Annotated in this window: 37 protein-coding genes; 13 read left to right on the top strand and 24 right to left on the bottom strand. The window is 41.6% G+C overall.

Translation table 11 applies throughout. From position 1 onward, the window contains the following. Positions 1-6 precede the first annotated feature (6 nt). The 19 genes from ACTNC0_RS04780 to ACTNC0_RS04870 all read right to left on the bottom strand — a co-directional run bounded on the left by ACTNC0_RS04780 (position 7) and on the right by ACTNC0_RS04870 (position 10,852). A complete protein-coding gene (locus ACTNC0_RS04780; RefSeq protein ID WP_441086527.1) occupies positions 7-1,374 on the bottom strand; it encodes a peptidoglycan amidohydrolase family protein in 1,368 nt (455 codons plus the stop codon). A 35-nt stretch (positions 1,375-1,409) separates the two neighbouring features. Continuing rightward, entirely contained in the window at positions 1,410-1,703 is a 294-nt protein-coding gene (locus tag ACTNC0_RS04785) for a phage holin family protein (RefSeq protein WP_441086528.1), read from the bottom strand. A gap of 2 nt (positions 1,704-1,705) precedes the next feature. Beyond that, positions 1,706-2,062 carry a hypothetical protein gene (locus ACTNC0_RS04790; protein ID WP_441086529.1) on the bottom strand — a complete coding sequence of 119 codons (357 nt, stop codon included), beginning with the start codon at positions 2,060-2,062 and terminating at the stop codon, positions 1,706-1,708. Further along, positions 2,043-2,186, bottom strand: coding sequence for a hypothetical protein (locus ACTNC0_RS04795; protein ID WP_182465816.1), 144 nt, complete (start codon positions 2,184-2,186; stop codon positions 2,043-2,045). The genes ACTNC0_RS04790 and ACTNC0_RS04795 overlap by 20 nt, the downstream gene beginning before the upstream one ends. Beyond that, positions 2,183-2,329 (bottom strand): hypothetical protein, encoded by a 147-nt coding sequence (locus ACTNC0_RS04800; RefSeq protein ID WP_320856657.1) that lies wholly within the window; start codon positions 2,327-2,329, stop codon positions 2,183-2,185. The genes ACTNC0_RS04795 and ACTNC0_RS04800 overlap by 4 nt, the downstream gene beginning before the upstream one ends. Then, positions 2,326-2,499: a hypothetical protein gene (locus ACTNC0_RS04805; RefSeq protein ID WP_182465818.1), complete on the bottom strand. Its 174-nt coding sequence runs from the start codon at positions 2,497-2,499 to the stop codon at positions 2,326-2,328. The genes ACTNC0_RS04800 and ACTNC0_RS04805 overlap by 4 nt, the downstream gene beginning before the upstream one ends. Further along, entirely contained in the window at positions 2,499-4,106 is a 1,608-nt protein-coding gene (locus ACTNC0_RS04810) for a hypothetical protein (RefSeq protein ID WP_441086530.1), read from the bottom strand. The genes ACTNC0_RS04805 and ACTNC0_RS04810 overlap by 1 nt, the downstream gene beginning before the upstream one ends. Then, a complete protein-coding gene (locus ACTNC0_RS04815; RefSeq protein WP_441086531.1) occupies positions 4,084-5,223 on the bottom strand; it encodes a reverse transcriptase domain-containing protein in 1,140 nt (379 codons plus the stop codon). Before ACTNC0_RS04815 ends, ACTNC0_RS04810 begins: the two co-directional genes overlap by 23 nt. Positions 5,224-5,436: 213 nt before the next feature. Then, on the bottom strand, positions 5,437-5,778 hold the full coding sequence (locus tag ACTNC0_RS04820) for a four helix bundle protein (RefSeq protein ID WP_320856653.1): 342 nt from the start codon (positions 5,776-5,778) through the stop codon (positions 5,437-5,439). Then, the gene (locus ACTNC0_RS04825) at positions 5,775-6,173 is read right to left on the bottom strand and encodes a hypothetical protein (protein WP_320856652.1); all 399 of its coding nucleotides are present in this window, start codon (positions 6,171-6,173) and stop codon (positions 5,775-5,777) included. Before ACTNC0_RS04825 ends, ACTNC0_RS04820 begins: the two co-directional genes overlap by 4 nt. Continuing rightward, on the bottom strand, positions 6,173-6,709 hold the full coding sequence (locus tag ACTNC0_RS04830; protein WP_320856651.1) for a putative phage tail protein: 537 nt from the start codon (positions 6,707-6,709) through the stop codon (positions 6,173-6,175). The genes ACTNC0_RS04825 and ACTNC0_RS04830 overlap by 1 nt, the downstream gene beginning before the upstream one ends. Beyond that, a complete protein-coding gene (locus ACTNC0_RS04835; protein WP_320856650.1) occupies positions 6,700-7,764 on the bottom strand; it encodes a baseplate J/gp47 family protein in 1,065 nt (354 codons plus the stop codon). Before ACTNC0_RS04835 ends, ACTNC0_RS04830 begins: the two co-directional genes overlap by 10 nt. Next, positions 7,757-8,161 carry a DUF2634 domain-containing protein gene (locus tag ACTNC0_RS04840; RefSeq protein WP_441086532.1) on the bottom strand — a complete coding sequence of 135 codons (405 nt, stop codon included), beginning with the start codon at positions 8,159-8,161 and terminating at the stop codon, positions 7,757-7,759. The genes ACTNC0_RS04835 and ACTNC0_RS04840 overlap by 8 nt, the downstream gene beginning before the upstream one ends. After that, on the bottom strand, positions 8,158-8,484 hold the full coding sequence (locus tag ACTNC0_RS04845; protein WP_441086533.1) for a hypothetical protein: 327 nt from the start codon (positions 8,482-8,484) through the stop codon (positions 8,158-8,160). Before ACTNC0_RS04845 ends, ACTNC0_RS04840 begins: the two co-directional genes overlap by 4 nt. Positions 8,485-8,510: 26 nt before the next feature. Beyond that, entirely contained in the window at positions 8,511-9,728 is a 1,218-nt protein-coding gene (locus tag ACTNC0_RS04850; protein WP_441086534.1) for a terminase large subunit domain-containing protein, read from the bottom strand. 161 nt (positions 9,729-9,889) lie between these two features. Next, positions 9,890-10,162 (bottom strand): P27 family phage terminase small subunit, encoded by a 273-nt coding sequence (locus tag ACTNC0_RS04855; RefSeq protein WP_441086535.1) that lies wholly within the window; start codon positions 10,160-10,162, stop codon positions 9,890-9,892. Between the two features lie 39 nt (positions 10,163-10,201). Then, complete coding sequence (locus ACTNC0_RS04860; RefSeq protein ID WP_441086536.1) at positions 10,202-10,387, bottom strand: hypothetical protein; 186 nt, start codon at positions 10,385-10,387, stop codon at positions 10,202-10,204. A 108-nt stretch (positions 10,388-10,495) separates the two neighbouring features. Then, positions 10,496-10,672 (bottom strand): hypothetical protein, encoded by a 177-nt coding sequence (locus ACTNC0_RS04865; RefSeq protein WP_441086537.1) that lies wholly within the window; start codon positions 10,670-10,672, stop codon positions 10,496-10,498. Between the two features lie 24 nt (positions 10,673-10,696). After that, positions 10,697-10,852 carry a hypothetical protein gene (locus tag ACTNC0_RS04870; RefSeq protein ID WP_173697640.1) on the bottom strand — a complete coding sequence of 52 codons (156 nt, stop codon included), beginning with the start codon at positions 10,850-10,852 and terminating at the stop codon, positions 10,697-10,699. A 164-nt stretch (positions 10,853-11,016) separates the two neighbouring features. Between ACTNC0_RS04870 and ACTNC0_RS04875 the strand changes: the two genes are divergently transcribed. Next, positions 11,017-11,355, top strand: a complete 339-nt coding sequence (locus ACTNC0_RS04875) for a hypothetical protein (protein WP_441086538.1) — start codon at positions 11,017-11,019, stop codon at positions 11,353-11,355. Between the two features lie 134 nt (positions 11,356-11,489). Here the strand turns inward: ACTNC0_RS04875 and ACTNC0_RS04880 are convergent, their stop codons facing one another. Beyond that, positions 11,490-11,900, bottom strand: coding sequence for a hypothetical protein (locus ACTNC0_RS04880; protein WP_441086539.1), 411 nt, complete (start codon positions 11,898-11,900; stop codon positions 11,490-11,492). A 369-nt stretch (positions 11,901-12,269) separates the two neighbouring features. Beyond that, the gene (locus tag ACTNC0_RS04885) at positions 12,270-12,488 is read right to left on the bottom strand and encodes a helix-turn-helix domain-containing protein (protein ID WP_441086540.1); all 219 of its coding nucleotides are present in this window, start codon (positions 12,486-12,488) and stop codon (positions 12,270-12,272) included. A gap of 169 nt (positions 12,489-12,657) precedes the next feature. Between ACTNC0_RS04885 and ACTNC0_RS04890 the strand changes: the two genes are divergently transcribed. The 11 genes from ACTNC0_RS04890 (at position 12,658) to ACTNC0_RS04940 (ending at position 21,220) form a co-directional block, all read left to right on the top strand. After that, complete coding sequence (locus tag ACTNC0_RS04890) at positions 12,658-13,128, top strand: helix-turn-helix domain-containing protein (protein WP_441086541.1); 471 nt, start codon at positions 12,658-12,660, stop codon at positions 13,126-13,128. 18 nt (positions 13,129-13,146) lie between these two features. Continuing rightward, positions 13,147-13,437: a hypothetical protein gene (locus ACTNC0_RS04895; RefSeq protein WP_118571526.1), complete on the top strand. Its 291-nt coding sequence runs from the start codon at positions 13,147-13,149 to the stop codon at positions 13,435-13,437. Then, entirely contained in the window at positions 13,421-13,699 is a 279-nt protein-coding gene (locus ACTNC0_RS04900; protein WP_118629244.1) for a DUF4160 domain-containing protein, read from the top strand. The genes ACTNC0_RS04895 and ACTNC0_RS04900 overlap by 17 nt, the downstream gene beginning before the upstream one ends. Before the next feature lie 32 nt (positions 13,700-13,731). Further along, on the top strand, positions 13,732-14,058 hold the full coding sequence (locus ACTNC0_RS04905; protein ID WP_441086542.1) for a hypothetical protein: 327 nt from the start codon (positions 13,732-13,734) through the stop codon (positions 14,056-14,058). Positions 14,059-14,368: 310 nt separating this feature from the next. Then, positions 14,369-14,956, top strand: a complete 588-nt coding sequence (locus ACTNC0_RS04910) for a coiled-coil domain-containing protein (protein ID WP_441086543.1) — start codon at positions 14,369-14,371, stop codon at positions 14,954-14,956. A gap of 20 nt (positions 14,957-14,976) precedes the next feature. Further along, positions 14,977-15,321, top strand: a complete 345-nt coding sequence (locus tag ACTNC0_RS04915; RefSeq protein ID WP_055059540.1) for a hypothetical protein — start codon at positions 14,977-14,979, stop codon at positions 15,319-15,321. Positions 15,322-15,487: 166 nt separating this feature from the next. Continuing rightward, entirely contained in the window at positions 15,488-16,030 is a 543-nt protein-coding gene (locus tag ACTNC0_RS04920; RefSeq protein ID WP_441086544.1) for a Uma2 family endonuclease, read from the top strand. 169 nt (positions 16,031-16,199) lie between these two features. After that, the gene (locus ACTNC0_RS04925; protein ID WP_441086545.1) at positions 16,200-17,615 is read left to right on the top strand and encodes a recombinase family protein; all 1,416 of its coding nucleotides are present in this window, start codon (positions 16,200-16,202) and stop codon (positions 17,613-17,615) included. A gap of 35 nt (positions 17,616-17,650) precedes the next feature. Continuing rightward, entirely contained in the window at positions 17,651-18,223 is a 573-nt protein-coding gene (locus tag ACTNC0_RS04930; RefSeq protein WP_441086546.1) for a manganese catalase family protein, read from the top strand. 186 nt (positions 18,224-18,409) lie between these two features. After that, positions 18,410-19,768, top strand: coding sequence for a Trk system potassium transporter TrkA (trkA, locus tag ACTNC0_RS04935; protein WP_441086547.1), 1,359 nt, complete (start codon positions 18,410-18,412; stop codon positions 19,766-19,768). Positions 19,769-19,780: 12 nt separating this feature from the next. Continuing rightward, on the top strand, positions 19,781-21,220 hold the full coding sequence (locus ACTNC0_RS04940) for a TrkH family potassium uptake protein (RefSeq protein ID WP_441086548.1): 1,440 nt from the start codon (positions 19,781-19,783) through the stop codon (positions 21,218-21,220). Between the two features lie 191 nt (positions 21,221-21,411). Here the strand turns inward: ACTNC0_RS04940 and ACTNC0_RS04945 are convergent, their stop codons facing one another. The 3 genes from ACTNC0_RS04945 to ACTNC0_RS04955 all read right to left on the bottom strand — a co-directional run bounded on the left by ACTNC0_RS04945 (position 21,412) and on the right by ACTNC0_RS04955 (position 23,993). After that, positions 21,412-22,320: a radical SAM protein gene (locus ACTNC0_RS04945; RefSeq protein WP_441086549.1), complete on the bottom strand. Its 909-nt coding sequence runs from the start codon at positions 22,318-22,320 to the stop codon at positions 21,412-21,414. Positions 22,321-22,407: 87 nt separating this feature from the next. After that, on the bottom strand, positions 22,408-23,118 hold the full coding sequence (gene sigE / locus ACTNC0_RS04950) for an RNA polymerase sporulation sigma factor SigE (protein WP_117675066.1): 711 nt from the start codon (positions 23,116-23,118) through the stop codon (positions 22,408-22,410). A gap of 17 nt (positions 23,119-23,135) precedes the next feature. Continuing rightward, positions 23,136-23,993: a sigma-E processing peptidase SpoIIGA gene (locus tag ACTNC0_RS04955; protein ID WP_441086550.1), complete on the bottom strand. Its 858-nt coding sequence runs from the start codon at positions 23,991-23,993 to the stop codon at positions 23,136-23,138. A gap of 308 nt (positions 23,994-24,301) precedes the next feature. Between ACTNC0_RS04955 and ACTNC0_RS04960 the strand changes: the two genes are divergently transcribed. Then, the gene (locus ACTNC0_RS04960) at positions 24,302-25,174 is read left to right on the top strand and encodes a shikimate dehydrogenase (protein ID WP_441086551.1); all 873 of its coding nucleotides are present in this window, start codon (positions 24,302-24,304) and stop codon (positions 25,172-25,174) included. Positions 25,175-25,304 lie beyond the last annotated feature (130 nt).

The following is a 25,304-nucleotide window of genomic DNA, read 5'->3' on the forward strand; positions in this document are numbered from 1 at the left end:
TACAGGTTAAACAAGCTTTTTGAAATACCCTGCCGGAACAAATTCAAAAACAAACCCTTCTGTCGGATGCGGGATCCGGATGAAGTACCACTTCTTGCCCTTTACGGTTTCGGTGTATTTCATCACATCTACAACCGCATTCTTTTTAATCACCGGGAACATTTTCGCCTGAGTCTTTCCGGCTGCACTGTAGCATTTGCAATCCTTAGTAATTCTAGCTACATAAGCTACTGTGTTCTGTTTCTTCTCCACATCAGATGTGACCGTATCTCCGGCATAGCGCAAAATGCAATTCCAAGGGTAATTTCTATAGCTGCGAATCAGAAACTCTTTTCCGGTCTGATCTCCCGGCTGTCCGCCATGTGCGGTATCTTTCTCATTGATGGATGCTTCTACCTCTTTGCCAGCTCCACAGTACATTGCAACATGGTGAGCTTCGTTCAGCAGCACGTCGCCACGCTTTAACCCTGTTCCGGTTCCTCTGTTGACAGAAGCGGTAATGTCTTTGAATCCATTCTTCAAGAACACATTTTTCATATCTCCTGTGTATGTAGCACCACCAGACTTAACCGGAACTCCGGCGTTCTGCCATGCCTGGATCACAGCAGATGAACAATCGTAATCTCCCTTTTCTCCCCAGCGGTAGTCCTGATCGTAACCATGGGAGTCATCTTTCGCCCATGTCTCCATCTGTCTTATTGCTTTTTCTGTTTTTGTCATTTCAACACCTTCTTCCTTATCTATGCTATCAGCATATGTACGGATCATGTTTATGACAGCCTTCTGTCTGTCTGTGTAATCCCCTACCTGATTTGGAGTCGGGTCTGTAGGATCCTGACACAGTGTTGCGTAAATCTTGTCTACGGTGTATGGTTCCAGAGTCTTAGATAAGACTCTTTTCAGTGCATCAAAGCCACCCTGGTGCAGGATATTGATGCATTCCATCATGGCGCTATCTGGCATAATTCCGTAGGCTTTTTCAATAATCGGAATATGCGCTTTTATCTGGTCTTCCATGTACTCGTCCTGGCATTTCTTTCCCAAGTCAGTGCTGATGATACTAATAATGCACTGACCTTTCGCGGATTCTGCTGTCACGGCGTATGTATCCCAGTTCTTCATCAGAAGATCAGATTCCATCCCGGCATTGTCCATATCCTTAAACAGTTTCGGATTGGCTCTCTGGATCCTGTGTAACAGTTCTTTTGCTTCTCCTGCGTACCACTGGCCTGCCCCGATGGTAATTGCAGTCTCATTGTCGCAATTTGCCCCTGCACCGGCGAAACAAGAATAGTCCTGCCTACCATATATCTGATCTCCCGATTCCACTGCATACAGAATTTTTCTCAGAACGGTTATGTTTTGCTTGTCCATAAGCATTTCCTCCAAAAGGGATGATTCCTCATCCCCTATTCGTCTTTATTCACCTGTTTTACAATCTGGTTCACATATGTAGAAAGACCAGCAATCAGGATTCCCTGTGTGATTGCTGTAAAGATTGCCATTGCAATATCCTGTCCGGTACCGCAAGTGCAGGTGGCAAACACATAGATCGCGCAGATTGCAATGCTGATTCCGCCAAGGATAAGCGGGATATACTTATCTTTTACTGCCTGTGCCTGTTTGAGTGCCATTCCTACAAAATATAAAGCAATAGCTACTACGATGAGTTCCGGTTTTACATAATTTGTGATCTGTTCCATAATCATTCTCCTTTTCTTTCCAGGTCTTCTATTCTATGATTCGCAACCTTAATCTGTTCCTCATGTACACTCATTTTTTCTTCCAGAGCATAAGTTCTTTTGATAAGGTTATTGTGTTCATTTACTCTTTTAGTCAGCTCTTCCAGCTTGTACTCCATAAGAGTTCGTGTCTTTTCCTGCTGTGCATTATTGCTGATCACACATACAATTAATGTAACCGCCGCACTGATGCAGGCTGAAATGATTGTTTCCATCTCTTTTTCCTTTCTGGCAATTGCGCCGGCGCAATTTAAAAGAGGCAGTGCGTCCCTTATTTGCACCACCCCTTTTGTAACTTTCTCACGCCGCTTCCAGCGCATCCAGGCACTCTCCTACTACAGCACGGAGATTAAATAAGTTCGGCACCTGTTCTCTTGTGTATACCCCAGTAAGCACCAGAGATACCCATGTTTTTACAAGACCACTGTTCTTTGTAAACTTCATTTGCCAGATCCTCCTTTCTCCAGAATTTTATAAACAACCTCACGCAGGTTTCCGATGTTCGGAACCTGTTCTTTTGAGTATTGTCCGCTTTCTACTAATCTTACCCAGGTCTTTACAAGACCGCTGTTTTCATCAAATTTCATTCTGTTGTTCCTCCCATTATCTGAGCCAGCATGATGCTCAGCTCTCCGATCGCGCTGTCATTTTGTTCCTGCATCTGAGCTAACATAATGCTCAGCTCTCCGATCGCACTGTCATTCTGAATCTGCTTCTCTGTATCTTCTGCTTTTCTGGTCTTTTTCACGTCACGCATTAAAGTACCCCCATTCCGATCGCTCTTAAGGCAATCTCTCCTGTTGAGTTGTTTGCTGTAACCTTCACTCTCGCCGCAACAGCCCATTTCTCTGCGGCCTTTGCAGCGTTCTGAAATGTATGATTGCCCGCTGAATCCGGAGCGTAAGTCTCCCAGACCGGAGAAGCATCGTTCGCATTGTTTGCGACCCAGATCTCTTTTGTAACCTTGTCATCTGCAACAAGGTCTAAAAGAACAACCATCTTCTGTGCTCTGTCGGCAGTTTCCTGTGGATGTGTCTGTACGTCCAGAATAGTCCCGATGCGGATATGCACTGCAGATGATCTTGCTTCAGAGAGGCTTCCTGAGTCTGTTGAAACAACTCTCAGATATACTTCCCCGGATGCCCCGGTTACTTTTATTCTGAATTTAGTTCCTACATCTTCGTTCGATGCGGATGCTGCAGATATCCATTGCCCGCCTGCGTTTTTTTCAAGGCTCGTAAATTCCTGGCTGTTTGAGAATCCTGAGTTCCCGGACATCTGAACCTTGAGCGTCTGTGTATCCCCTTCAGAATCTGCTCCGATGTTGAATTCTACATAGAAGTCACTGTCCCGGCGTTCTCCGTTTGCTGGAGATATGATCGTCGGAGCAGCAGCAGGGCCGTTCTTCTTTGTGAAGGTGTACGTGACTGTTGTTGCCGCGTTCTTTGTGTCTGTCGCACTAATCGCCACAGTGTGGCTTCCGATACTTAATGCAGACCAGTATTTGCTTAGCACAAGTGAGAAGCTCCCGGAGGACTGGCTTTGGTAGGATTCCTTTTGTGTTCCGTCGATCTTTACGCTGATGTTGAATTTATCACCATCGGAATCATTTATGGCGTAGTCAATGTTTATTGGTTTGTTCAGTTCGCCGTAACTTTTGCTGGCCGGGGTAATCTTTGGGGCAGCGTTCAGAACTCGGAGGGCGGGGCGCCAGCCGACACGGTCGTTGTAATAGTTCGAACTGATGCTGTACCAGTAGCGCGCGCCATCGCAGCCACGATAAGCCCTGTATGAACTTCCATTTGTTGTTGTGTTCTGACACCAGCTATAGCAACTGGCCCAGTTCCAGATCTTATTGTGAGCTGTTTCGAAGTTGGCAGATGAGCTGCTGTTCTGAAGATCCTGACTCTGTGGTGTCGGAAGTCCAGAGAACTTTCCAAGATTTCCAATGTATTTGTCCCATTCGTTTGATGCTGTGGTTTCTGATTGCGCAGAGGAACTCGCTCCGCCGGTCAACATGAACAATTCATACTGCTGTCCGTCAATGGTTATTTTCTTACCGCTCCCTTTTGCTCCACAGAATCCTAATGCGTTCAGTCTGTCCCATGTAATGTTACGCAGTAAATTCCTGTCGCAGATCAGAATCTTATCACTTCCGTCGTTAATCTCCACCCATTGCAATTTATAGGCATCATTTGAATCTGTGTCTTTGATTTCAATAGCATTCGATCCGTTTCCGTAGTCTAACAGGTCTCCTGTGGACGGTGCGGATCCGTTTGTGCTGTACCATGGCTTCGTAGGTCTTGCTTTCTTTGCATTCGCCACATACAGTGTACCAAGTTTATGTATGGTTCCGTTTGCCATAGTTTCCTAACTCCTTTCTTTTCTTGGGGCTTATATCCCCAAATTTCCAATCTTTATCTTCAATCTGAATGTAATCATATTTCTCGAATATTTTCTTGGCCAGGTTGTAGCTGTTGCTGTGTCTGGCATGTCCAAACCAGGCGTTTACAGCCTGCTGTGCCTGCTTCTTTGTCAGCCTTCCAGATTGCACCTTTTCATCAATCTTTTTGATCCTGCGTTTCATAGCTGTCTTGGAGCTGTTTCTTACTTCCAGATGCGTTGTATGAATCCTGAAGCCAAGGGTGTTAATTCCTTGGGCTAACGGATAGATGTGAGTCTTCTCGTTTAGTTCAAGATCAAGATGGTCTTTCACGTATGTTCTGATCTTTGCAAGAACATCTCTTGCAGTCTCTCTATCCTTAACAATAATGCAGATATCATCCATGTACCGGACGTACCACTTTAATCCCAGGTACCGCTTACAGAACTGATCCACTTCATTTAGGTAGATGTTCGCAAAATCCTGACTGGTCACATTACCCAGTGGCAATCCTCTCTCGCCCTCCGGGCTGCTGTCCACGATCATGTCCAGAATCCGGAGAAAATCCTGTTCTGATTCCGGTATTTTCTTTCTGTATATTGTTTTAAGGATGTCCCGGTTTATGGAATAGAAGAACTTTCTCACGTCAATCTTAACAATGTAAGGTTCTTCATACTTCCACTGCGCCAGGCGCATATAGTGCTGGATGCGGTGCACTGCTTCATGCGTGCCTTTTTCTTCCAGGCAGGCGTAAGAGTCTTTTATAAATACCGATCTGTAAATCCCCTGAAGCACAGTATGTATTGAGAACTGAACGATCTTGTCCCGGATATGCGGGGCATGTACAAGACGTTTCTTTGGCTCAAATACATAGAATTCTATGTAGCTGCCGGAGCGGTACGTTTTGTCTTGAAGCTCCTTCTGAAGGTCTCTGAGCTTTCTTTCCTTCGACATCGCGAAGTAAATTGCTTCTTTGCGATATTTTCTTTCAGCGCTCTGTGTCCGCTTGTATGATTCCTCCAGATTTCTTATGTCGTAAATTCTTTCGTATAGTGACATTAAAGCTTCCTTTCGATTCGGTTTAATGTCTTTGTTCATGTGTTTACGCTTCTGGTCTGAAGCGATGGATTATGTCTCCCCTATTCTTAATTAATAAGTCACGCTGTCAAAGCCTTAACCTTAGCAGTCGTATGTGTAAGATAGTGCGGGGCGCCAGCCGATATTGTTGTTGTAATTGTTCGAATTGTTGTTGTTCCAGTTGCGCGCGCCATTGTAGCCACGATAAGCCCAAACAGACATAACCCAATGTTTTTATGCAGTTTTCATCAGACCGCCGGTGATTCTTCCGATCTCCGCGATGCTGTCTTGCAGCTGTTCTGCCTTCTTCTGCGTGATATATTTCTGACCTCGTGACACAGAAGTTAAAACAAGCAGGTATTTCAACTCCGCATCGATCTGTTTCAGGTAATAGAGTTTATCACGCTTCAGTGCTGTTTGATACTGAATACTCTCCCGGATCATTCTGTAACAGCTCTGTTTCATCTCCTGGCAGAGAGCAAACTTCTCACTTTTGGGGAAATGAAGCAGCATCGGATAGATGATCGTGTTCAGAAGAACCTCGCCCTTTTTCTGCAGTGATAGAGGTTCAATCATATATATACCTTCTTGTCAGCATAAGTTCCGGAGATAATCACAACGGCGTCTGGAGAATCTATCTCATCAATAGTTACTTGCGTCATGTCTGAAGAATCAATCAGATCTTTTAATTGCAGCTGAAATGTTAATTTCGCAATATCAGACATACTCACAGCTAAATTATTTGTGTTCTTTTGAATTTGATGTGTATATGTTTCAATCTGCACCTTCATTTCTTGCGTTGTCTGTTTGACAACCGCCAGTTCCCCAGTTATCGCCACCGCTTTGTCAATTTCACTTTCCTGCTCATAAAATTTTGTGTCCAACTGGTCAAGTGCTTCGTTAATATCACTAATGTCGGCAAAATCCTCGTAGTCAGGCTTTTTAAACTTAAAATGTTCTGTGTACTGCATTACAATACCTCTTCTTTCATCATGCGCCATGTCTTCTGTAGTGCCTGCTGCCATGTCAGATTTTCATTTATTTTTTTCCACGTGTTGTATCTGAGTGCTACGGATATCAAATAATCCAATGGTACCATCTGATCAAGCATATCAATCACGCTTTTCTGCATCCTCTTTCGCGTCAGCTCAACAAGGCAAAAGACAGTTTTTGTATTCAAGTTGATTTTTAATACATACTGGTTCTCTCCCAGAGTTGCGTCCATTTTTTGTCTTAGTACAGTTTCTGTGTACAGAGGGCTGTCGTACCATCTGAGAAGCACTTCCAATCGCCTGTCTTCTATAGAATCTGTATCCCGTGGATTAATCCCGAGAATCTTTTCTCTATGTGCAATGCCAGACTCTTCAGAAGATCGTATGCAGATATCGTTGTCCAATTCGAACAGTGCTCTTTCCAGAATATCTCCAACTTTATCTCCAGCATCAATTGCCGCTTTAACATCCTTTATATTTAGTATCACTTCCGGATACTCAACGTTTACGTGCATGTGATATCACCTCTTACCGGTACCGTGCCATTTGTAATCTGCAGATTTTGTTCTGAATCATTTATTGTTGTCCCAGCAACATCAATAACTCCATCAATCTGTACAATTGCTGACTCTATCTGTAGAATACGAACTACAATTGCATTACTATCTTCCCATTTTTTTCGAAGTTCCAAAAGATAGTTGTCTACTGCCTTCGTAATATAGCTTTTTAAATCTTCGTAAGAGTATCCGGAATCATAAGTTATTTTTGTCTTTATATTGACCTCTGTCTCTCCTACTCCCGAAATAATAACCCTATGCCCGATTGGTGCAATGCCAACTCCATCACCACTATTCGCCACAGGATCCACTTTCGTCTGAACCGTATTAATAACGTCACTTGAAGGTGTACGATAATCACTACCTATGATTGTTATCGCTATTTTATCTTCCGGCGCTGATACTCTGTTAAGTTTGCATCCGTATACACCGCTCATTTCTTTAATTCGGCTTTTATAATATTCCCGGTTTCCTGCAAAGCCGCGATAATTGTATGTGTTCAGAATCCTGGCCCTATAGCTTTCCACTTCTTCCTGATCTGTGGCCTCAAGAGTGCATTTCAGAATTCTTCCCCATTCAAATCCATCCACGAATTCAATTGGTTCTAAATCCCCCAGCATTCGGTTGGGTTCAGATCCAGGACTATCGCATCCGATTCGATATGTGTGTTCTTCCTCACTGATTACATTGAATACTGTGTAATTATATTCGTCATAATTCCATCTGGACCCTTCTGGCACTGCACAGTTGAACTGAGCAGTGAATTCAGCATATGTAGCTTCATTGATATATACACCTCTTTCATTTCCATTTCGTATCAAATGTTCTAAGTCGGCTGTATCTGCATACATATTCTGTTCAAGCCCGGACAGGAGCAGATAAGCTTCTTCCAGGCGTACCGCCTGTTTCGCACAGGCATTAAAGATCAAGCTGCCTTCTGATGTATCTACATCATCAGGCATATCTTCCATCATTTCGCGCATGATAGTTTCGTAGGTCATATCCTCATACATTTGTGCTCACCTCCCCGTCTCCAAGTGATGTTATAAGCGAAAATGATATGGTTACTTTCTCATCATTTTTAACACATGAAAAGTTTTCAATTCCCGTAATGTATGGATTTTCCATTAAGCATTCCTCTGTCATGCGCTCCAATTCTGACTGTATTAATTCCTGCGAATAGCTTTTTCCTACAAGCTCATCATATTCTTGACCGTAATCATCAGAATATATGTAATACCTATATCGTGCGGTATGTAGTGCAATCCATGCCCATACAAGTATGGCATCAAAACCTTCCACAATTTTCCCGGAAAGTTGTCCTGTTTCGAAGTTGATTCCATACTCTTTAGGAATGTATTGCTCTTCCTGTATTTCATTTTCTTCCGCATCTATAAAAGGAAGCATCATTCTGGTTCCACCACCTTTGCAATTAGAATGTATTTTTCATAATTGTATAGTTTTAACATGAGAACGATGTCTCCTTCTTGTAAAATATTTTTCTCATATTTTTCCATGGTCGTATTATGACTGTAATCCGTCATATACTCAGCTGACGATTTAGGTTTTAATGTGTGCAGGAATACTTCCTTTTCAGAATTCAGGCGCAAATTACAATCTATTAGATAATCTTCTTTTTTTAATGTCATTGTGTCTATTCTGACCTTTCCTGACTCCATCATAATTCCAAGTTGAGGTACCGGAGCGTTATAGAATTTTCCAGCTTTTCTCATTTGCTCTACGAATCGTTCATATGTATTTATAGGCCTTGATATCTTCCTCCGTTAATAATAGTCGTTACCCTTTGACCTCTCCATTTATCCACGTTTGGAAATCCATACACCATCGATTCCCATTCAATTACGTCTGCCTTTCCGCCTCCGAGGTCGTGTCCCCATTCTGTGTAATTGCTGTCGCCTGGGTTCTTCTCATCTGCGATCATGCAATTTATTCTTGTTCCGTTTGCCAGTACCACGCATACAATATCTCCTACTTGTCCAAATTTCTGTGTTACAGCAATCAGATAATAACCATCTATGGTTGCTATGTTTTCAGGGCTTCCAGTCTTTCCTTTTTGTCCCCATATTTCAGAAATTCTTCTTTGTGTTGTTCCTGCGTTCCATCTTCCATAGAATTGCGGATAGCATGTGTAATTACCGGTAATTCCTGTCTGTGCCACAGATGACGGTATATTAACAGATGTACCGGATATAGCGGATGTATTGCCTGACGATACCGTTGTTGATGGATAGTCAACATAACAGAATCCTAATACTGTGCTACAAGATGGTCCGTTACTTCTTTTTACAGTGTCGCTCAGATTTCCTTCGATTGACACAAAATCTCTTGGCCCCGTTCCAGTTACACTTTCCACGATTCCAATATGTCCTTCTCCGCCATAGATAATCAGGGCGCCAACTCTCGGTGTGCTTCCAAACTTTCCTCTTGCCTGATACCAGTCTTTTACTGTAAAACAATAAGCTTCTTTCCCTCCGCCCATGAAAAGGTCTCCATGATGATATTCATCAAGGACCAGAAGTGCTGGGTTTGAACCGTCTCCGGATTTTCCATCATCTTTACTCAAAGGCTTTATTGTGCTCTTCGTCCTGATGTGGGTTACGCTGTCCCTGGTTATCTTGAATTTCGTTCGCAATGGCGATCCTTGTAACATTAGCCCGGCTTCTCCGAATACGATCTTGGACTGTTCCCGTTTTGTTCCAGCTGTGTAGATTTCGTATACTTCACCGTTTTTGGTCGACGTGACTGCCGCCTCATAAAGAGCGATTCCTGCTTCCTCCTGGGACTTTGCGTTTTTTCTGGCAACTTCAGTGAAATACTTCTTGAATCTTCTTGCTCCGGTTTCTTTATGAACCCATCCGTACAGCTGACAGATTCGGAATTTCTGCCAAGAAGTCAATTCGATCGGTTTTTTGGCAAGCACGCCTTTACTGTGTCTGAGGAGTTTAAACCACTCCACAATGTTCTCCGCCTGTTGTTCATTCCAAATGTACGGAAAGTCCGGCTGTCCTATTCTGTTTACATCTTTCAAGAATCTTTCGCAAGCCCATTTGTGTTTCTGACCGCTTATAATTTTCCCGGAAATGCAGTCTTGTGCATAGGTTTTAATATCTTCAAGTATCATATTGCTCCAAAACGGTTTGTGATTTCTTCCTGCTGTTTATTTACCTTAGCCGTTCCGGCTTTCAGCCTGGAATCGATAGTAAGACCGCACAAGCTAGCAAACCGGCGCATCTCATCAGCATATCCTTTCTGGATGTCTACCATAGGATTTTTGACCACGATAATGCCGGTCCTGGTCTCTCTCTCCACATAAAATGTCTGCTGTGTCAGAATCTCCGTTGCTTTGATATAGTTTGCAAATCTGCAAAAACTTATGCTTACTGATTCCATATTTCTTTTCGCTCACAGGTCTTACGTTCCCCACCGGAATCACCTCTTCCTAAATTTCTTGCCTGTATTTCTGTCCCTCATCTCTGTGATTTCCAACCCATGCAGCCCTGCAACAGTATTTAATGCACGGAATATGTTGTAAATGTGCGTTGGCATTCTCGCAGATTCGCGAATTGCCTCGCCTGCTGTCGGATCCGGATATCCTTCTTGATTTCTTCCTGTCATTCTTATGTCCTCCCGCATAATTTTAAAAACCAGTTTCTTCGCATTTCCCATTCGGTCCATATTGGATCCTGTTTTGCAATGGCTGTATCTACCACTTCTATTGCATATCTATGACCAATTGCATAATTTCCATTTTGTCTCTGAACATGTTTCTTCCTCCTGAACTCTTCTAAGCTGATCTACCGCCCAGTATGCGGATATCCCAAAGAGGATATTAAACCAGACTGGGATGTCTACATATTTCCCTGCAAGGATGCAGAGGGCTATGATTATGTACTGTTTCATAATGCTTGTCCTTCTTTCTCCGCCTTAACCGGCGGCTTTTCTTTCGTAATTCATGCTCAGAAGAAGTTCATCCTGTCTCTGGATGAGCAGGCATTTGATTTCTTCTTCTGACATATCACTGGCTTTATGCTGAATTCCATTAATACGGATATTTCTTGTTACCAGTTTTAGTTCTGACATCTTCCTCACCTCTTCTTTATGGTATGGGAAATGATATGTATGGGTTACTGTTTATAAAAATTTAAGCAGTTTGTCGAACGACCTTTGTTGACTTCTCTTTGTTTCTCTCCTATTCTTGTATTACATGGCACTGGCATACTAAAATTTATCGAAAGGAGATTGTTATGATTGACTCAGCTTCCTGCTCCTTATTAAAAAAATTTCTTAAACACCAATGGTCACTGCGTGAAATATCCGCAAATCTTGATGCCGATCCTGCATTTGTTGCAGATTCACTTTCTTATTTACTCGAAAAACGTTATATCCGTAAAACTCTTGGGCATCTTTCCGAAACAGATATCTACTTAGATGACTGTTTTTGTATTACCCACTTCGGCCTAGTGGCTATTCACGAATATCAAAGATCGTCCTTGCATTTTATATTCAGCGAAATACGATCGTGGATCGCTTTGTTAATTTCTTTTGCTGCTCTTATGATTAGCATCATTGCATTAGTGCAATAATGCTAAATATGATAGCAGCTATGGAAAATACTATGGTTGCTATCTGTGCTGCTTCACGAAGTGCCCTACGAATAATTTCATCATCTTCTTCCCATTGAGTTTTCCTTGTTCTCACCTCTTTCTGGATATCCAAATCATTTCTTCGCTGCAAGAATGAAGTCTTCTGTTGTATGTCGAAGCAAAGGTTCTAATGTATTAAGAAAATCGCAATTGCATTCCGGCATATATTGGCATTGGCTGCACACTTCTCCAAAATCTGCTTCTCTGTATTCTGCACATTGGCGAAATAATGTATGTATGTGGCGAATTGCACAGTCAATTGCTTTTTTCCCCTGTACAGATGCTGATGAGTTATGAGATGCTACATTATTCATTTTAGGTTCATCAAATTTATTTACCTCCCCGCTTGCGACAAGTTTTCCGTCTTTTGTCCAATACTGGATTACTATCTGCATAGGAGCTCCTTTTATATTAATTTCTTTTGCCACTAGTTTAACTTTAACCATTGGCACTTCTTTTACGTATACTAAGCCTAGTTCACTCACTTACTTCCTCACCTCTTTTCTTTTATCATGGTTGCTTATTTGTCTCATTCTGGTCTGACAGCTATTGAAACTCTGCGCAATGTGAATTGGCAACTTTTATCTGCTGTTCAGATGAAGATTCTATTCAATCTACATTTAAAGCAATTAAGGCGCTTCGTGAGAAAATGCAATAAACTCTCCTACTTTCGTGTCCTGCGCAATTTTGGTCTTAACGCAATCTAAAATTGCGTAGGATTGTGACAAAGAAATTTCTTTTTTATGTAACAATCGAATTATTTCTTCGCATGTTTTATAGTTTTCTTCTGTCGCATGCATATAGTTCACTTATCTCACCTCTTTTCTTTTATCATGGTTGCTCATTGGTCTCATTTATGCGACAAACTGACTAAAAAAAATATCATTTACTTCGTCACGAGAGAGATTAAGCTCTTTCGAAATCAAATCAACTTCTCTGATGGTAAGTGTCTCTCCATCTGCATTGAATTTCCTGTATAAGGTCGTTCTATCAATACCTATCAAGTTTGCAAGCTCAGAAGTGTTCAAGCCGCATTCCACTATTTTCCCTCTTAGTTTATTTACATTTACCATTTTCTTGCCTCCTTTTTTCTCATATCTGCGACTACATTTGCAATATCACCTTAATATTTCTTTGTCAACCCTGTTTTCTCATTTTTGAGATTTTTTACGCATATTTATCACTTATATGTTGCAAATTTGCGAATCATATGTTATTATACAAAGCATAGGAGGTGCCGATATGAATACAGGAGATCGGATAAAACAACGTCGAATAGAACTTGGTCTTACAGCTGATGATTTAGCTCAGAAAATTGGCAAGTCACGAGCCACAATATATAGATATGAAAACGGAGATATAGAAAATATGCCAACGCCCATTTTAGAGCCTTTAGCCAGAGCATTAGATACTACTCCTGCTGATTTAATGGGTTGGGAATCTACTGCTGACGTTCCTATGGAAAGAGTTCCCAATAAGGTAGAATCTGTTCGAAACTCTTCCATCTCTACTCAGTGTAAGGAGATTATAGAAGTATGCAATCAGTTGTCTCCTCACAACCAAAGAAAGGTTCTCGCCTACTCTAAGAACCTTCTCTCCACCCAGCAGATGGAAGAAGATCTTCTTGCCGCCCATGCCCGAACGGATGTAGAACAGACTCCTGAGGGTGTTCAGCATGATCTGGATATTATGAATGATGATAGTAAATGGTAATAGAAGGGAGATGTTATTATGCTTTATCCATTTATGACGCTAAACGACAATACAGAGATTGTTCATTCTGAATCGCTTCAGAAGGACGGTAAAGAGCAGGTTGAAGTTCGCATCGAAAAGCCTGTTTACGGCGGATTCCATTCCGCTTCATGTTGGTTGCCTGATTATAAATGGGAAAATATTGATGGATTCTCTGATGAAGAAATTAAATATTTTCAGGATTATCTGGCATCTGTTGCTCACATTATTATGCAGTTAGCCCGCGAAGGAGGATTTGAAGGAGGTATGGATAATGCCTCGAGTTTTTAAGATTGGTTCTTATATCATATATTTCTGGGTAAATGAAAATGACCCTTTAGAACCAGTACATGTCCATGTATGTGAGGGAGTTCCATCTCCTACCGCAACCAAAATATGGATTACTCGAAACGGTGGATCTCTTCTTTGCCATAATAAATCAAAGATTCCCGCTAAGCAACTACGATTTATCATGCAGACTATAGAGGCTCGAAGCAAAGATGTTCTTGACCTCTGGTATGCCACATTTCATCAGATCAGCTACTATTGCTAATCTGCATTATTTACTTGAAGGTGTGATCCCAATTGAACTACGAACAGTTGCTGACTGCTGCCGCTCAGGAAGGATTGTGCGTCAAAGAGCAGCCGCTTACCGGGCATGACGGCCTGATCCGCGGCAGTCGCATAGCGATCCGAAAGGATATAGAAACACAAGCAGAAAAATCTTGTGTGCTTGCCGAAGAAATCGGGCATTATCGCACCAGCTCCAGAAGCATTTTAGACCAGAATAAGGTAGAAAGCCGAAAGCAGGAATATCGAGCTCGGCTTTATGGGTACAATCTAAAGATTGGACTTACCGGTCTGATCAGTGCTTATGAAGCAGGATGCGGAAATCTTTATGAGATGGCTTAATATCTGGATGCTACGGAAGAATATTTGAAGGAGGCTATTGATTGCTACAAGTCAAAGTACGGATTATGTACATCTATCGATAATTACATAATTTATTTCGAGCCATTAGCAGTGATAAAGCTAATTTCTATTGAATAGTCAAAATAGCCTACACATCTTTATAAAGAAGATATTTCATCATTCTCTTCATTATACTTGTTTATTACGTTTTATAGTAGTAAAATGATTTATCATACAAGTTTTCACATATATTAATGAATTAATTCGCTTTGGCGTTTTAATAAAATATTCCATTCAGGAGGATCAAAAGATGAAAAAGAGAATTTTTGCCATCCTATTAGCTGGCACGCTTGTCTTATCTTCTTCACCACCTGTATTTGCAGATGAAAAAGATGATAAGATTGAACAACTCGAAGCTCAAATCTCAGAAATGCAAAAAACAATAGATGAGCTTCAAAAACAACTTGACGAGGCTTCATCCGGAGCCAAATCTACTTCCCAAGATACATATAAAATTGGAGAATCATATGTAGTAGAGGGACAGTGGAAAATTACAGTTGACTCTGTTGAGACAACTGATGATCGCAATGAATACAGCGATAAAAATCCAGTTGCTGTTTATCTTGTAACATATACTTATGAAAATCTTGGCTATGACGATGATATCATGAATGGATTGTACATAAGTCTGGACGATGGAATTGTTGACAGCGCTGGAAAAATGGGATATTCATATCCTGGAGACATCTCAATGTATCCACAAGAAACGCCTGTTGGAGCCTCCTGTCAGGCTCAGGCATGCATCGGTGTTGATAATGCCGGAAGTTTCAAAATTAACTTTTATAATTACGACAGCAATAATCAAAAGCAATCAGCTGTTTTTGAAATTGATGTTTAATTTAACACGGAGGGGATAAAATGAAAACTTGGAAATTAGTATCTGGAATCTTATCAATTGTATTGTTCTTTATGGTTGCATTTCAGTCATGCGCTGCTGGCCTTAGTAATTCTTTAAGTGAAACAGGTGAAGTAAGCGGATCTGCCGGAATCATCGTTGCTATCATGCTTCTTGCTGGAGGCATTGTATCTATTGCAACTCGCAAAGGCAGTAAAGGCGGAAACATTGCTCTTATCGTATTATTCGGTATTGCTACTTTCTTCGGATACACATTAGCAGGAAGTTTCTCTGATTTAAAAATCTGGGCAACTTGGTGTTTAGTCAATGTTATTTTAGCAATTGTATCTCTTGTAAAACAAAAATAATAAACAAAAAATCGCCCCTGTGTTACCAGCACAAGGACGGTGATCAGGATCTCCGAAGAGATACCCCTATTAACAAAGATATTATATCATCTTCGGAGCAGTTACACAAGTCGAACATTTGTATATATGTGATCATATCAATGGATTAACGAAAGGAGTTTTCATTATGCCATTACCCAAAGAACGGATTTATACAATAGATGACATCTACGCTCTTCCGGATGGCGAACGTGCAGAGCTGATTGATGGACAGATCTATATGATGGCACCACCTAATACCAGGCATCAGGTAATCGTCGGTGAACTGTATGCTACTATCCGCAATTACATTAAAAGTAAAAGCGGATCCTGTAAACCATATGTTTCTCCATTTGCAGTGTTCCTGAATGAAGATAACAAGAACTATGTCGAACCAGACTTAACAGTTGTCTGCTCATCGGACAAAGTAGATGAAAAAGGTTGTCATGGTGCACCTGACTGGGTAATTGAGGTTGTTTCTCCTGCTACCCAGAGTAAAGATTACGGAATAAAGCTGTTTAAATACCGTATGTCCGGAGTCAGGGAATACTGGATCATTAATCCTATGAAGGGGATTGTAAACGTTTATGATTTCGAAAACGAATCTGGTACCGGATTATACTCTTTTGATGATGAAATTCCAGTATGCATATATCCGGATTTATCAATTGTGATCTCTGAATTATTATAATAAAAACCGCCCCTGCTGGTAACAGGGACGGATCAAGAATCTCCGAAGAGATCCAGTACTTTGGCAAAGATATTGTATCATCTTCGGAGCAGTTACACAATCAGAACGTTTGTGTGGCTGTTATTTTTGTACTTAAAATTACATATTTTATAAAACCGAGGTGATATTTATGAGTAGTAAAGTGGCATGTCTTTACATCCGCGTTTCGACAGAGGACCAAACAGAACTTTCTCCTGATGCGCAGAAACGTCTTTTGCTGGATTATGCTCAGAAGAATGATATGATTGTTTCCGGAGATTTTATCTTTACTGAGAGTGTTTCCGGCCGGCATGCACAGAAGCGCCCGGAGTTTCAGAAGATGATCGCCCTGGCGAAGCAGCCCTCTCACCCCATTGATGTGATCCTGGTATGGAAATTCAGTCGTTTCGCCCGTAACCAGGAAGAGTCTATCGTATACAAGAGTATGCTCAAGAAGGATAATGTAGACGTGATCAGTGTATCTGAGCCGCTTGTCGAAGGTCCTTTTGGCACCTTGATTGAGCGTATCATTGAATGGATGGATGAATACTACTCCATTCGATTGTCAGGTGAGGTCTTGCGTGGCATGAAAGAAAAAGCCCTGCAAAAAGGCTATCAGACATCTCCCTGTCTTGGCTATACTGCAGTTGGACATGGAAAACCTTTTGTGATTAATGAATCAGAATATGCCATTGTCTCTTATATTATGGACCTGTATGATAATCAGAACTTAGATGAGACAGCTATTGCCAGGCGTTGCAATGATCTCGGGTACCGAACAAAACGCGGAAAACTCTTCGAGCGGCGCAGCGTTGACCGGATTCTTGGAAATCCCTTCTATTGCGGGACTGTTGTCTGGAACGGAGTGGAATTTGAAGGAAGCCATGAGGTACGTCTTTCCAGGGAACGGTATGAAAAACGTCAGAAGCTGATCACTTCCCGGAAACGTCCGGTCAAGGCACGGAATGTCTCTGCCTGTAAGCACTGGCTATCCGGTCTTTTGAAGTGCTCTGTCTGCGGGGCCACGCTTTCTTACACCGGTAATAATAAGTGTCCTTATTTCCAGTGCTGGAAGTACGCAAAGGGATTTCATAAGACTTCTGTTGCCTTATCGGTCAAAAAGGCTGAAGAAGCTGTGATAAGTTATTTTGATCAGATCTTGGATGGAGCAGAATTTACATATGTATGCAAAAAGAAAAAGACTGATCATTCCCTGCAGATCGAGCAGTTACAAAAAGAGATTAGTAAGCTCACCATGAGAGAAAGCAGAATCAAAGAGGCTTATGAGGCAGGCGTAGATACTCTGGAGGAATATAAGAATAATAAGGACCGTCTGGTATCAGATCGGTTAGAATTGACTGCTGCCCTTTCACAGCTATTACAGGAAGAACAGGCAGAGCAGCCTGACACAGAAGAAATCCTGAAAGAGATCCGTTCTGTTGCGGATGTCCTGAAGAATCCAGACGTAGGTTATGAAGAAAAGGGAAATCTGATCAGAAGTGTTGTGGAACAGATCATATATGATAAGGAATCCGGAAAAATGTCTTTTGACATCATTATTTCCTGAATTGAAAATCCCGCAAACCCGCATAAACACTGGGTTTGCAGGTCTATTATAGGGTACTGCACTCCGGTGGCCCGGACGGTGAGATTGGCGCTTCCATGAGATATCTTTCCCAACGCTTCACCATGCCAAACCGCATGGCAACAGCCGTCCTAAACGACATCGGCACTGAGGAACTTTCTCATTTAGAAATGGTATCCACCATCGTGCACCAGCTTACTCGAGATCTTTCTATGGAAGAAATTGAGAAATCTGGATTCGGTCCGTATTATATCGATCATACTGTAGGAGTCTGGCCGCAGGCAGCAGGCGGAGTGCCATTTAATGCCTGTGAATTCCAGAGTAAAGGAGATCCTATTACCGACTTATTTGAAAATCTTGCAGCAGAACAAAAAGCCCGCTCTACTTATGATAATATTCTTCGGGTAGTACGGGATATGCCGGAGATTGCTGATCCGATTAAATTCCTACGTGCGCGCGAGGTGGTACATTTCCAGAGATTTGGTGAAGCACTTCGTTCTATTCAGGAAGAATTGGACGCAAAGAACTTCTACGCATTTAATCCAAGTTTTGACAACCCATGCACTGCATCCTGCGACGGATGCAAATGATTGCATAAAAATTGTCATATGTCAATAAATACTGTTTAACAAATCACAAAAATTTCATATTTACAAATACCCCTAACAGTGCTATAGTACCTTTGCTTTAGCAACAACAAAAGAACAAAAATATGATATAAACGGGGCTGTTTCACATATAAATGTTTATGTGACAGCCCCCTTATTGGAGGAATTATGCAAATAATTATTGTTGGGTGCGGTAAGGTTGGGCGTACCCTGGCTGAACAGCTTCAGGAAGAAGAATCTGATATTACCCTGATAGACGTTTCTTCTAACGTAATCAACTCTCTTCAGGATGATATTGATGCCATGGGAATCGTCGGAAACGGTGCCAGCATTAATACTCTGATGGAAGCAGGAATTGAGAACGCCGATATTCTGATTGCAGTAACCGGCTCTGATGAAATGAATCTGCTGTGCTGTCTGATAGCACAGAAAACAGGTCACTGCCACACGATTGCCCGCGTCCGTAACCCTATTTATGCTAAGGAAATCAGTTTTATTAAGAAACGTCTGGGTGTCACTATGATCATCAACCCGGAACTCGCAGCTGCTCAGGAGATTTCCCGTCTTCTGCGTTTCCCATCTGCGATCAAGATTGACACCTTTGCCAGAGGTCGTGTGGAAATGCTGAAATTCAAGGTTCTTCCGGAATTCGATCTGGATGGCATGGCCATTTCACGGATTACCGAAACTCTGAGATGTGATGTTCTGTTCTGTGCAGTAGAGAGCCGCGACCGCGTTTCTATTCCGGGTGGTAATTATGTTGTCCATGATGGAGATATGGTCTCTATTCTGGCATCACCGGTAAATGCCGCAGCTTTTTTCAAAAAAATAGGACTTAAGACCAATCAGGTAAAGAACGCGATCATCGTTGGCGGAGGAACTATTTCCTATTACCTTACAAAAGCTCTGTTAGATATGAACATTTCTGTTAAGATTATCGAACAGAATGAGGCTCGCTGCGAAACCTTAAGTGACCTGCTTCCAGAGGCAACGATTATCAACGGTGATGGTACTGACCGTTCTCTTCTTATGGAAGAAGGTCTTACACGCGCAGAAGCTTTTGTATCACTCACCAACATGGATGAGGAGAATGTTTTCCTGGCTCTTTTTGCCAAAACAATTTCAAAGGCAAAACTGGTTGCAAAGGTAAACAGACTTTCCTTTGATGATGTGATTGATAACCTTGATATTGGAAGTGTTATTTATCCTAAATATATTACCGCTGATTACATCCTGCAGTATGTGCGTGCCATGCAGAACAGTATCGGAAGTAATATCGAAACCCTTTACCACATTCTTGATAATCAGGCAGAGGCACTGGAATTTGCAATCCGCGAGAATTCACCGGTAGTCGGCACTCCGTTATCTGAACTGAACCTGAAAAAGAATCTTCTGGTCGGATATCTGAACCGAAACGGAAAAGTTAAGATTCCGCGTGGACAGGATACAATTCAGGTGGGAGATACCGTAATCATAGTAACTACTCACAAGGGTCTGCGTGATATTACAGATATTCTGGAGAAATAAAGGAGCCGGATTATGAACTATTCCATTATTATTTATATTATCGGGATGATTTTAAAGATTGAAGCAGCTTTTATGCTTCTTCCGGCAGTTACTGCCCTGATTTATCAGGAAACTTCTGGAGTTGCTTTTCTGATCACGATCATTCTCTGTCTGGCTATCGGATTTCCGCTCACGCGCAAGAAACCGACACGTAAAGCATTTTACACAAAAGAAGGCTTTGTAACCGTAGCGTTAAGCTGGATCGTTCTGAGTATTATGGGTGCGATTCCTTTTGTGATCAGCCGCAGTATCCCGAATCCTGTGGATGCTTTATTTGAGACTGTTTCCGGATTTACCACAACAGGAGCCAGTATTCTGAGTAATGTGGAAGCACTTCCTCATTGTGTGCTGATGTGGCGAAGCTTCACTCACTGGATCGGTGGAATGGGGGTTCTTGTTTTTATCCTCTCTCTTCTGCCACTTACCGGTGGATATCACATGAATCTCATGAAAGCAGAGAGTCCCGGACCTTCCGTAAGCAAGCTTGCGCCGAAAGTACAGTCAACCGCTAAGATTCTGTACACGATCTACTTTGTAATGACTGTTATTCAAATCGTTTTACTTCTGATCGGAGGTATGCCGCTCTTTGATACAATATGTACTGCTTTTGGTACAGCAGGCACCGGTGGATTTGGTATCAAGAATGACAGTATGGCAAGTTACAGCACCTATCTGCAGGTTGTTATTACTGTATTCATGATCTTATTTGGTGTTAACTTTAATGCATACTTTTTTATTATCACTAAAAAATTTGCCCAGGCTTTCAAAATGGAAGAAGTACGATATTACTTTGGAATCATCGGCGTTGCAACTCTGATCATCACCTGCAACATCTACCATATTTTCGGCAGTGCAGCCAGGGCCTTCCAGCAGGCAGCTTTCCAGGTTGGTTCTATTATCACAACAACCGGATATGCAACTACCGATTTCAATATGTGGCCGGAAATCTCACGAACGATTCTGGTGATGCTGATGTTTATCGGTGCCTGTGCCGGAAGTACAGGTGGTGGTTTCAAAGTTTCCAGAATCCTGATTCTGTGCAAGACTGTCAGAAAGGAACTGCATATTTTCCTGCATCCTAACGCCGTAAAGAAAATAAAAATGGATGGCAAAGCCATCCCTCACGAAGTCGTTCGTTCTACGAATATTTTCTTTATTGTGTATGTGCTGATCTTCGCATCATCTGTTTTTCTGATTGCTTTTGATGACTTTGACCTGATCACAAATTTTACAGCAGTCGTAGCAACCTTTAACAACATCGGACCTGGTCTTGAGCTTGCCGGACCTACCGGAAACTTTGGTATGTTCTCCTGGTTTTCAAAGCTTGTCCTTACTTTTGATATGCTTGCCGGACGTCTGGAGATCTTCCCACTGCTGTTATTATTTGTAAGAGATACTTGGAGGAAATTTTAATACATTGTTTTTTTATGATGTACGAGTTATATCGAGAAAATATTTTTTTACATTATGTTCATATTTTTTTCACATTTATTGGATATAATAATATTTAGAAAGACGATGAGTCTTTCTTATAAATATTTTTCTTTTTCATACGCGCCGGTACGAAAGTACCGGCCTCCTTCCATTTATGGGAGTTTTTTATTTTACAGCTTTTTTTCAACTCCCTCATAATCAAATGCCGGAATGAAACTCTCTCTGGCAGTTTCCCCATCCTGAAAGAATCCGTTTTCAATTCCAATTTCAAACGCATAATCCAGAACTTTTTCATACTCTCTTTTTGTCACACGCCTGTTTAATTCCGTATACTCCTTTTGTTTGAAAATCGGTGTATATTGATTCATGATACTGATGTAAATCTGGTTTCCATATGTCTGGTGCAGAACTGTCAACGCTTCTTTTGAATTCTTCGTATGTCCCGGCAATATAAGGTGTCGTACAATCGTTCCCCGCCGGATATAACCATTCTCATCAAACTGTGCACTTCCTGTCTGTCGTAGCATTTCACCAATTGCACGCAATGCTGTTTGTGGATAATCCGACGCATGGGAATATTTTCGTGCCAGTTCACTTTGCGCGTATTTATAATCTGGCAGATATACATCTATGTATCCCTCCAGCATTTTCAATGCTTCTACACTCTCGTATCCGCCGCAATTATAAACAACAGGAAGATTCACTCCCTTTTCCTTTGCAATTTTCAATGCGGCAATAATTTGTGGAATATAATGTGTTCCTGTCACCAGATTTATATTGGCGGCTCCTTTCTCCTGAAGTTCCAGAAATATCTCTGCCAGTCTGTTTATTGTGATCTCAAGACCACTGTCACCAATGGCAATATCACGATTCTGACAAAAGCAGCAGCGCAGATTACATCCTGTAAAAAAGACTGCCCCGGAACCTCTGCTGCCAGAAATACAAGGCTCTTCCCACATATGCAGAGCAGCCCTTGCCACCCGCACAGTCTGATCCATACCGCAATATCCTGTTTTTCCTGCTGTCCGGTCCGCATGACACTTTCTTGGACACAGGCAGCAATCTTTTAATATTTCCATATTCTCTCGTCCTTTGTGTAATGATACTCATAATAAGTATACTACATCAAACAGACAATGTCAGGTGTCAAAATATGCAATGCGGTTTCATTCATATTTTACGATTTCTTTTTTCAATCTTTTCATGATTCTTTTTTCCAGTCGTGAAATATACGACTGAGAGATTCCCAAAAGATCCGCAACCTCTTTTTGCGTTTTCTCCATGCCATTATCCTTTCCCAGTCCAAATCTCAGACGTATGATAGTCTGTTCCCTTGGAGAGAGCTTACCAATGGCTTTCGCAAGCAGAGTGATTTCTACCTCATCCTCAAGACGTTTGGAAATTACATCTTCATCTGTTCCCAGAATATCAGAAAGCAGCAATTCATTTCCGTCCCAGTCAACATTTAACGGCTCATCTATAGATACTTCCATCTTAGTCTTGCTGTTGCGCCGAAGGTACATCAGAATTTCATTTTCAATGCATCTGGAAGCATAGGTGGCAAGCTTAATATTCTTAACAGGATTAAACGTATTGATTGCTTTGATCAGTCCAATCGTCCCAATTGAAATCAGATCTTCTACCCCAACCCCGGTATTGTCAAATTTTCGTGCGATATATACGACAAGTCTTAAATTATGCTCGATCAGAACAGACTTGGCTTCTTCCTCCTGCCCTGTTCCAAGTTTCTGAAGTACAAATGCCTCACGCTGTGGCTCCAGCGGTGCAGGTAACACATCATTCCCGCCAATATAAAAAACATCTCCTGAACGGTTCATTACCATTCTTGACACTACCTGAAATGGATAACAGCCCATAGTCACAACCCCTCCCGTTAAAATAATCTGGAATTCAAAAGTACGTCATATTCCTTACCAAAAGCGGATGTTTCAAATGAAAACGCGAATACTGGTCTGTCCACACAGATAACTTCCGTCGGAGTCTGAATACAAAGCTTTTCCAGTGTGACAGCCAGCATCATCCCATGTTCCCTGCCTATACTGTGAAAAAAAATAAAATGAGGATTCAGGCCGGCAGTTTCGGCTTCTTTTAATTCCTCCGGATTTTCTTTCAGGTGTTTTAAACAGTTTACTGTTTCTTCTGAACATATTTCAGACAAAATCTCTGTCGTACCTACAGATACCGGTTTTCCGCTCACAGAATCTATGAGAAGATTTCCGGAATCATAAAATCCATAGAAGGAATATCCTTTTCCGCTGTAAAATATCGTTATCGGGTAGATATTCTTTGTCCGTATTCTTATAGAATCAGCCAGATATGACCATGCCGCGCTTCCAAACCATGTAGCTGTGCCAAGAATCAGAAACAGTTTAGGTGTCAGATTCTCTCCGGCAATCACTTCCCAAAATCCTCCGCATAAAAATGCAGCAAAGTATAATGTAAGAATTGCCTTTAGCAGTAAACCACCTTTTTTCAGATTACATCCAATCACCAACATCCCCGCAGCACAGCCACCATGCAGCAGTACCAGCGCTGGAAGATAAACTTCAGACTTCAGATAAAAGCGAAGATATATGATACCACAGGAAAATAACGCCCCCATAGCAGCACCTGCAAACGCACGTTTTCTGTTTCCCGCGCATTTGAATAACGTTCCTATAAATCTGAGTAATATGTAATCTACCAGGAGATTTGTAAAGAAAACTACATCTATGTATATTTCGTAACGCATTTTCTGCCTCCGTCCGATACTGTTTCTTTCTCGCATCAGCCGCATTCCCCTGCTGTCTAATGCAATCTGTCCATTTTCATTTTCCGGCTTCTCCTTTACTTCGGTAAGTAATACTCATTATACGGAATCACCTGCGCGAATTTTGTCAAAAGAGTGTATCTGAGGCTTATAATTTATCGCATTAAATCGACGAAATTTTCTCTTTGGTTTTCTTGACATATGATTTAACTTAGAATAAAATGATAGATAATTTCTATGTATTACATAGGTGAATTTTATGATATTAAAATAAACTGGAGGATTTTAACATGAGTACAATTACAGGTCATACAAGTCTTACTGCGCTTTTAGGAAGCCCTGTGGCACACAGTATTTCGCCCTTAATGCACAATGAGGCGTTTAGACTTCTCGGGCTTGACTATGTATATCTGTGTTTTGATGTAAATGAAGAGACACTTCCTGCGGCAGTTGCAGGATTAAGGACTTGCGGCATTCGAGGCTTTAACCTTACCATGCCGAATAAGAATAAGATTGTAGAACTTCTTGATGAACTCTCCCCTGAAGCTCAGCTGATCGGGGCTGTAAATACTGTATTAAACGATAACGGGAAGCTGATCGGATATAATACAGATGGTTATGGATTCATGCAGTCTGTACGTGATGCAGGGCATGATGTAACAAATAAAAATATCACAGTTATGGGCGTAGGTGGAGCTTCTATGGCAATCTGTGCTCAGTCTGCTCTGGATGGTGCCAGTTCCGTACATATCTTCGCACGCCGTACCAGCAGATACTGGAACCGTACTCAGAAATTTGCTGAGAATCTCACAGCCAAAACCGGATGCCAGGTCTGTCTTTTCGACAATGACGATCATACAGCTCTGAAGGATTCCATCGCACAGAGTTATCTGCTGATCAATGCAACTTCTGTGGGTATGGTTCCTGATATTGACGATACGATCATCAAAGACACATCTTTGTTCCGTCCGGGACTTGTAGTAGCTGATGTTGTCTATGAGCCGCAGGAAACCCGACTTCTCAGGGAGGCCAAGGCTGCCGGCTGCCAGACTTTCAACGGAATGTATATGCTTCTTCACCAGGGTGCAAAAGCATTTAAAATCTGGACAGGACAGGATATGCCTGTTTCCATCATTAAAGAAAAATATTTTTCTGTAAAATAATCCTTTTTATTATACGCTATAAAAATCGTCTAATAGAAACATGATTCTTATATATTTCATTTCATTTTGAAATATAGCTGTTTTCAAAGATAAAAAACGTCATAAAATGATACAAACTCCGATTAGGGAT

It is taken from the genome of Blautia sp. HCP3S3_B11 (assembly GCF_052064435.1).
Classification (GTDB): Bacteria; Bacillota; Clostridia; order Lachnospirales; family Lachnospiraceae; genus Blautia_A.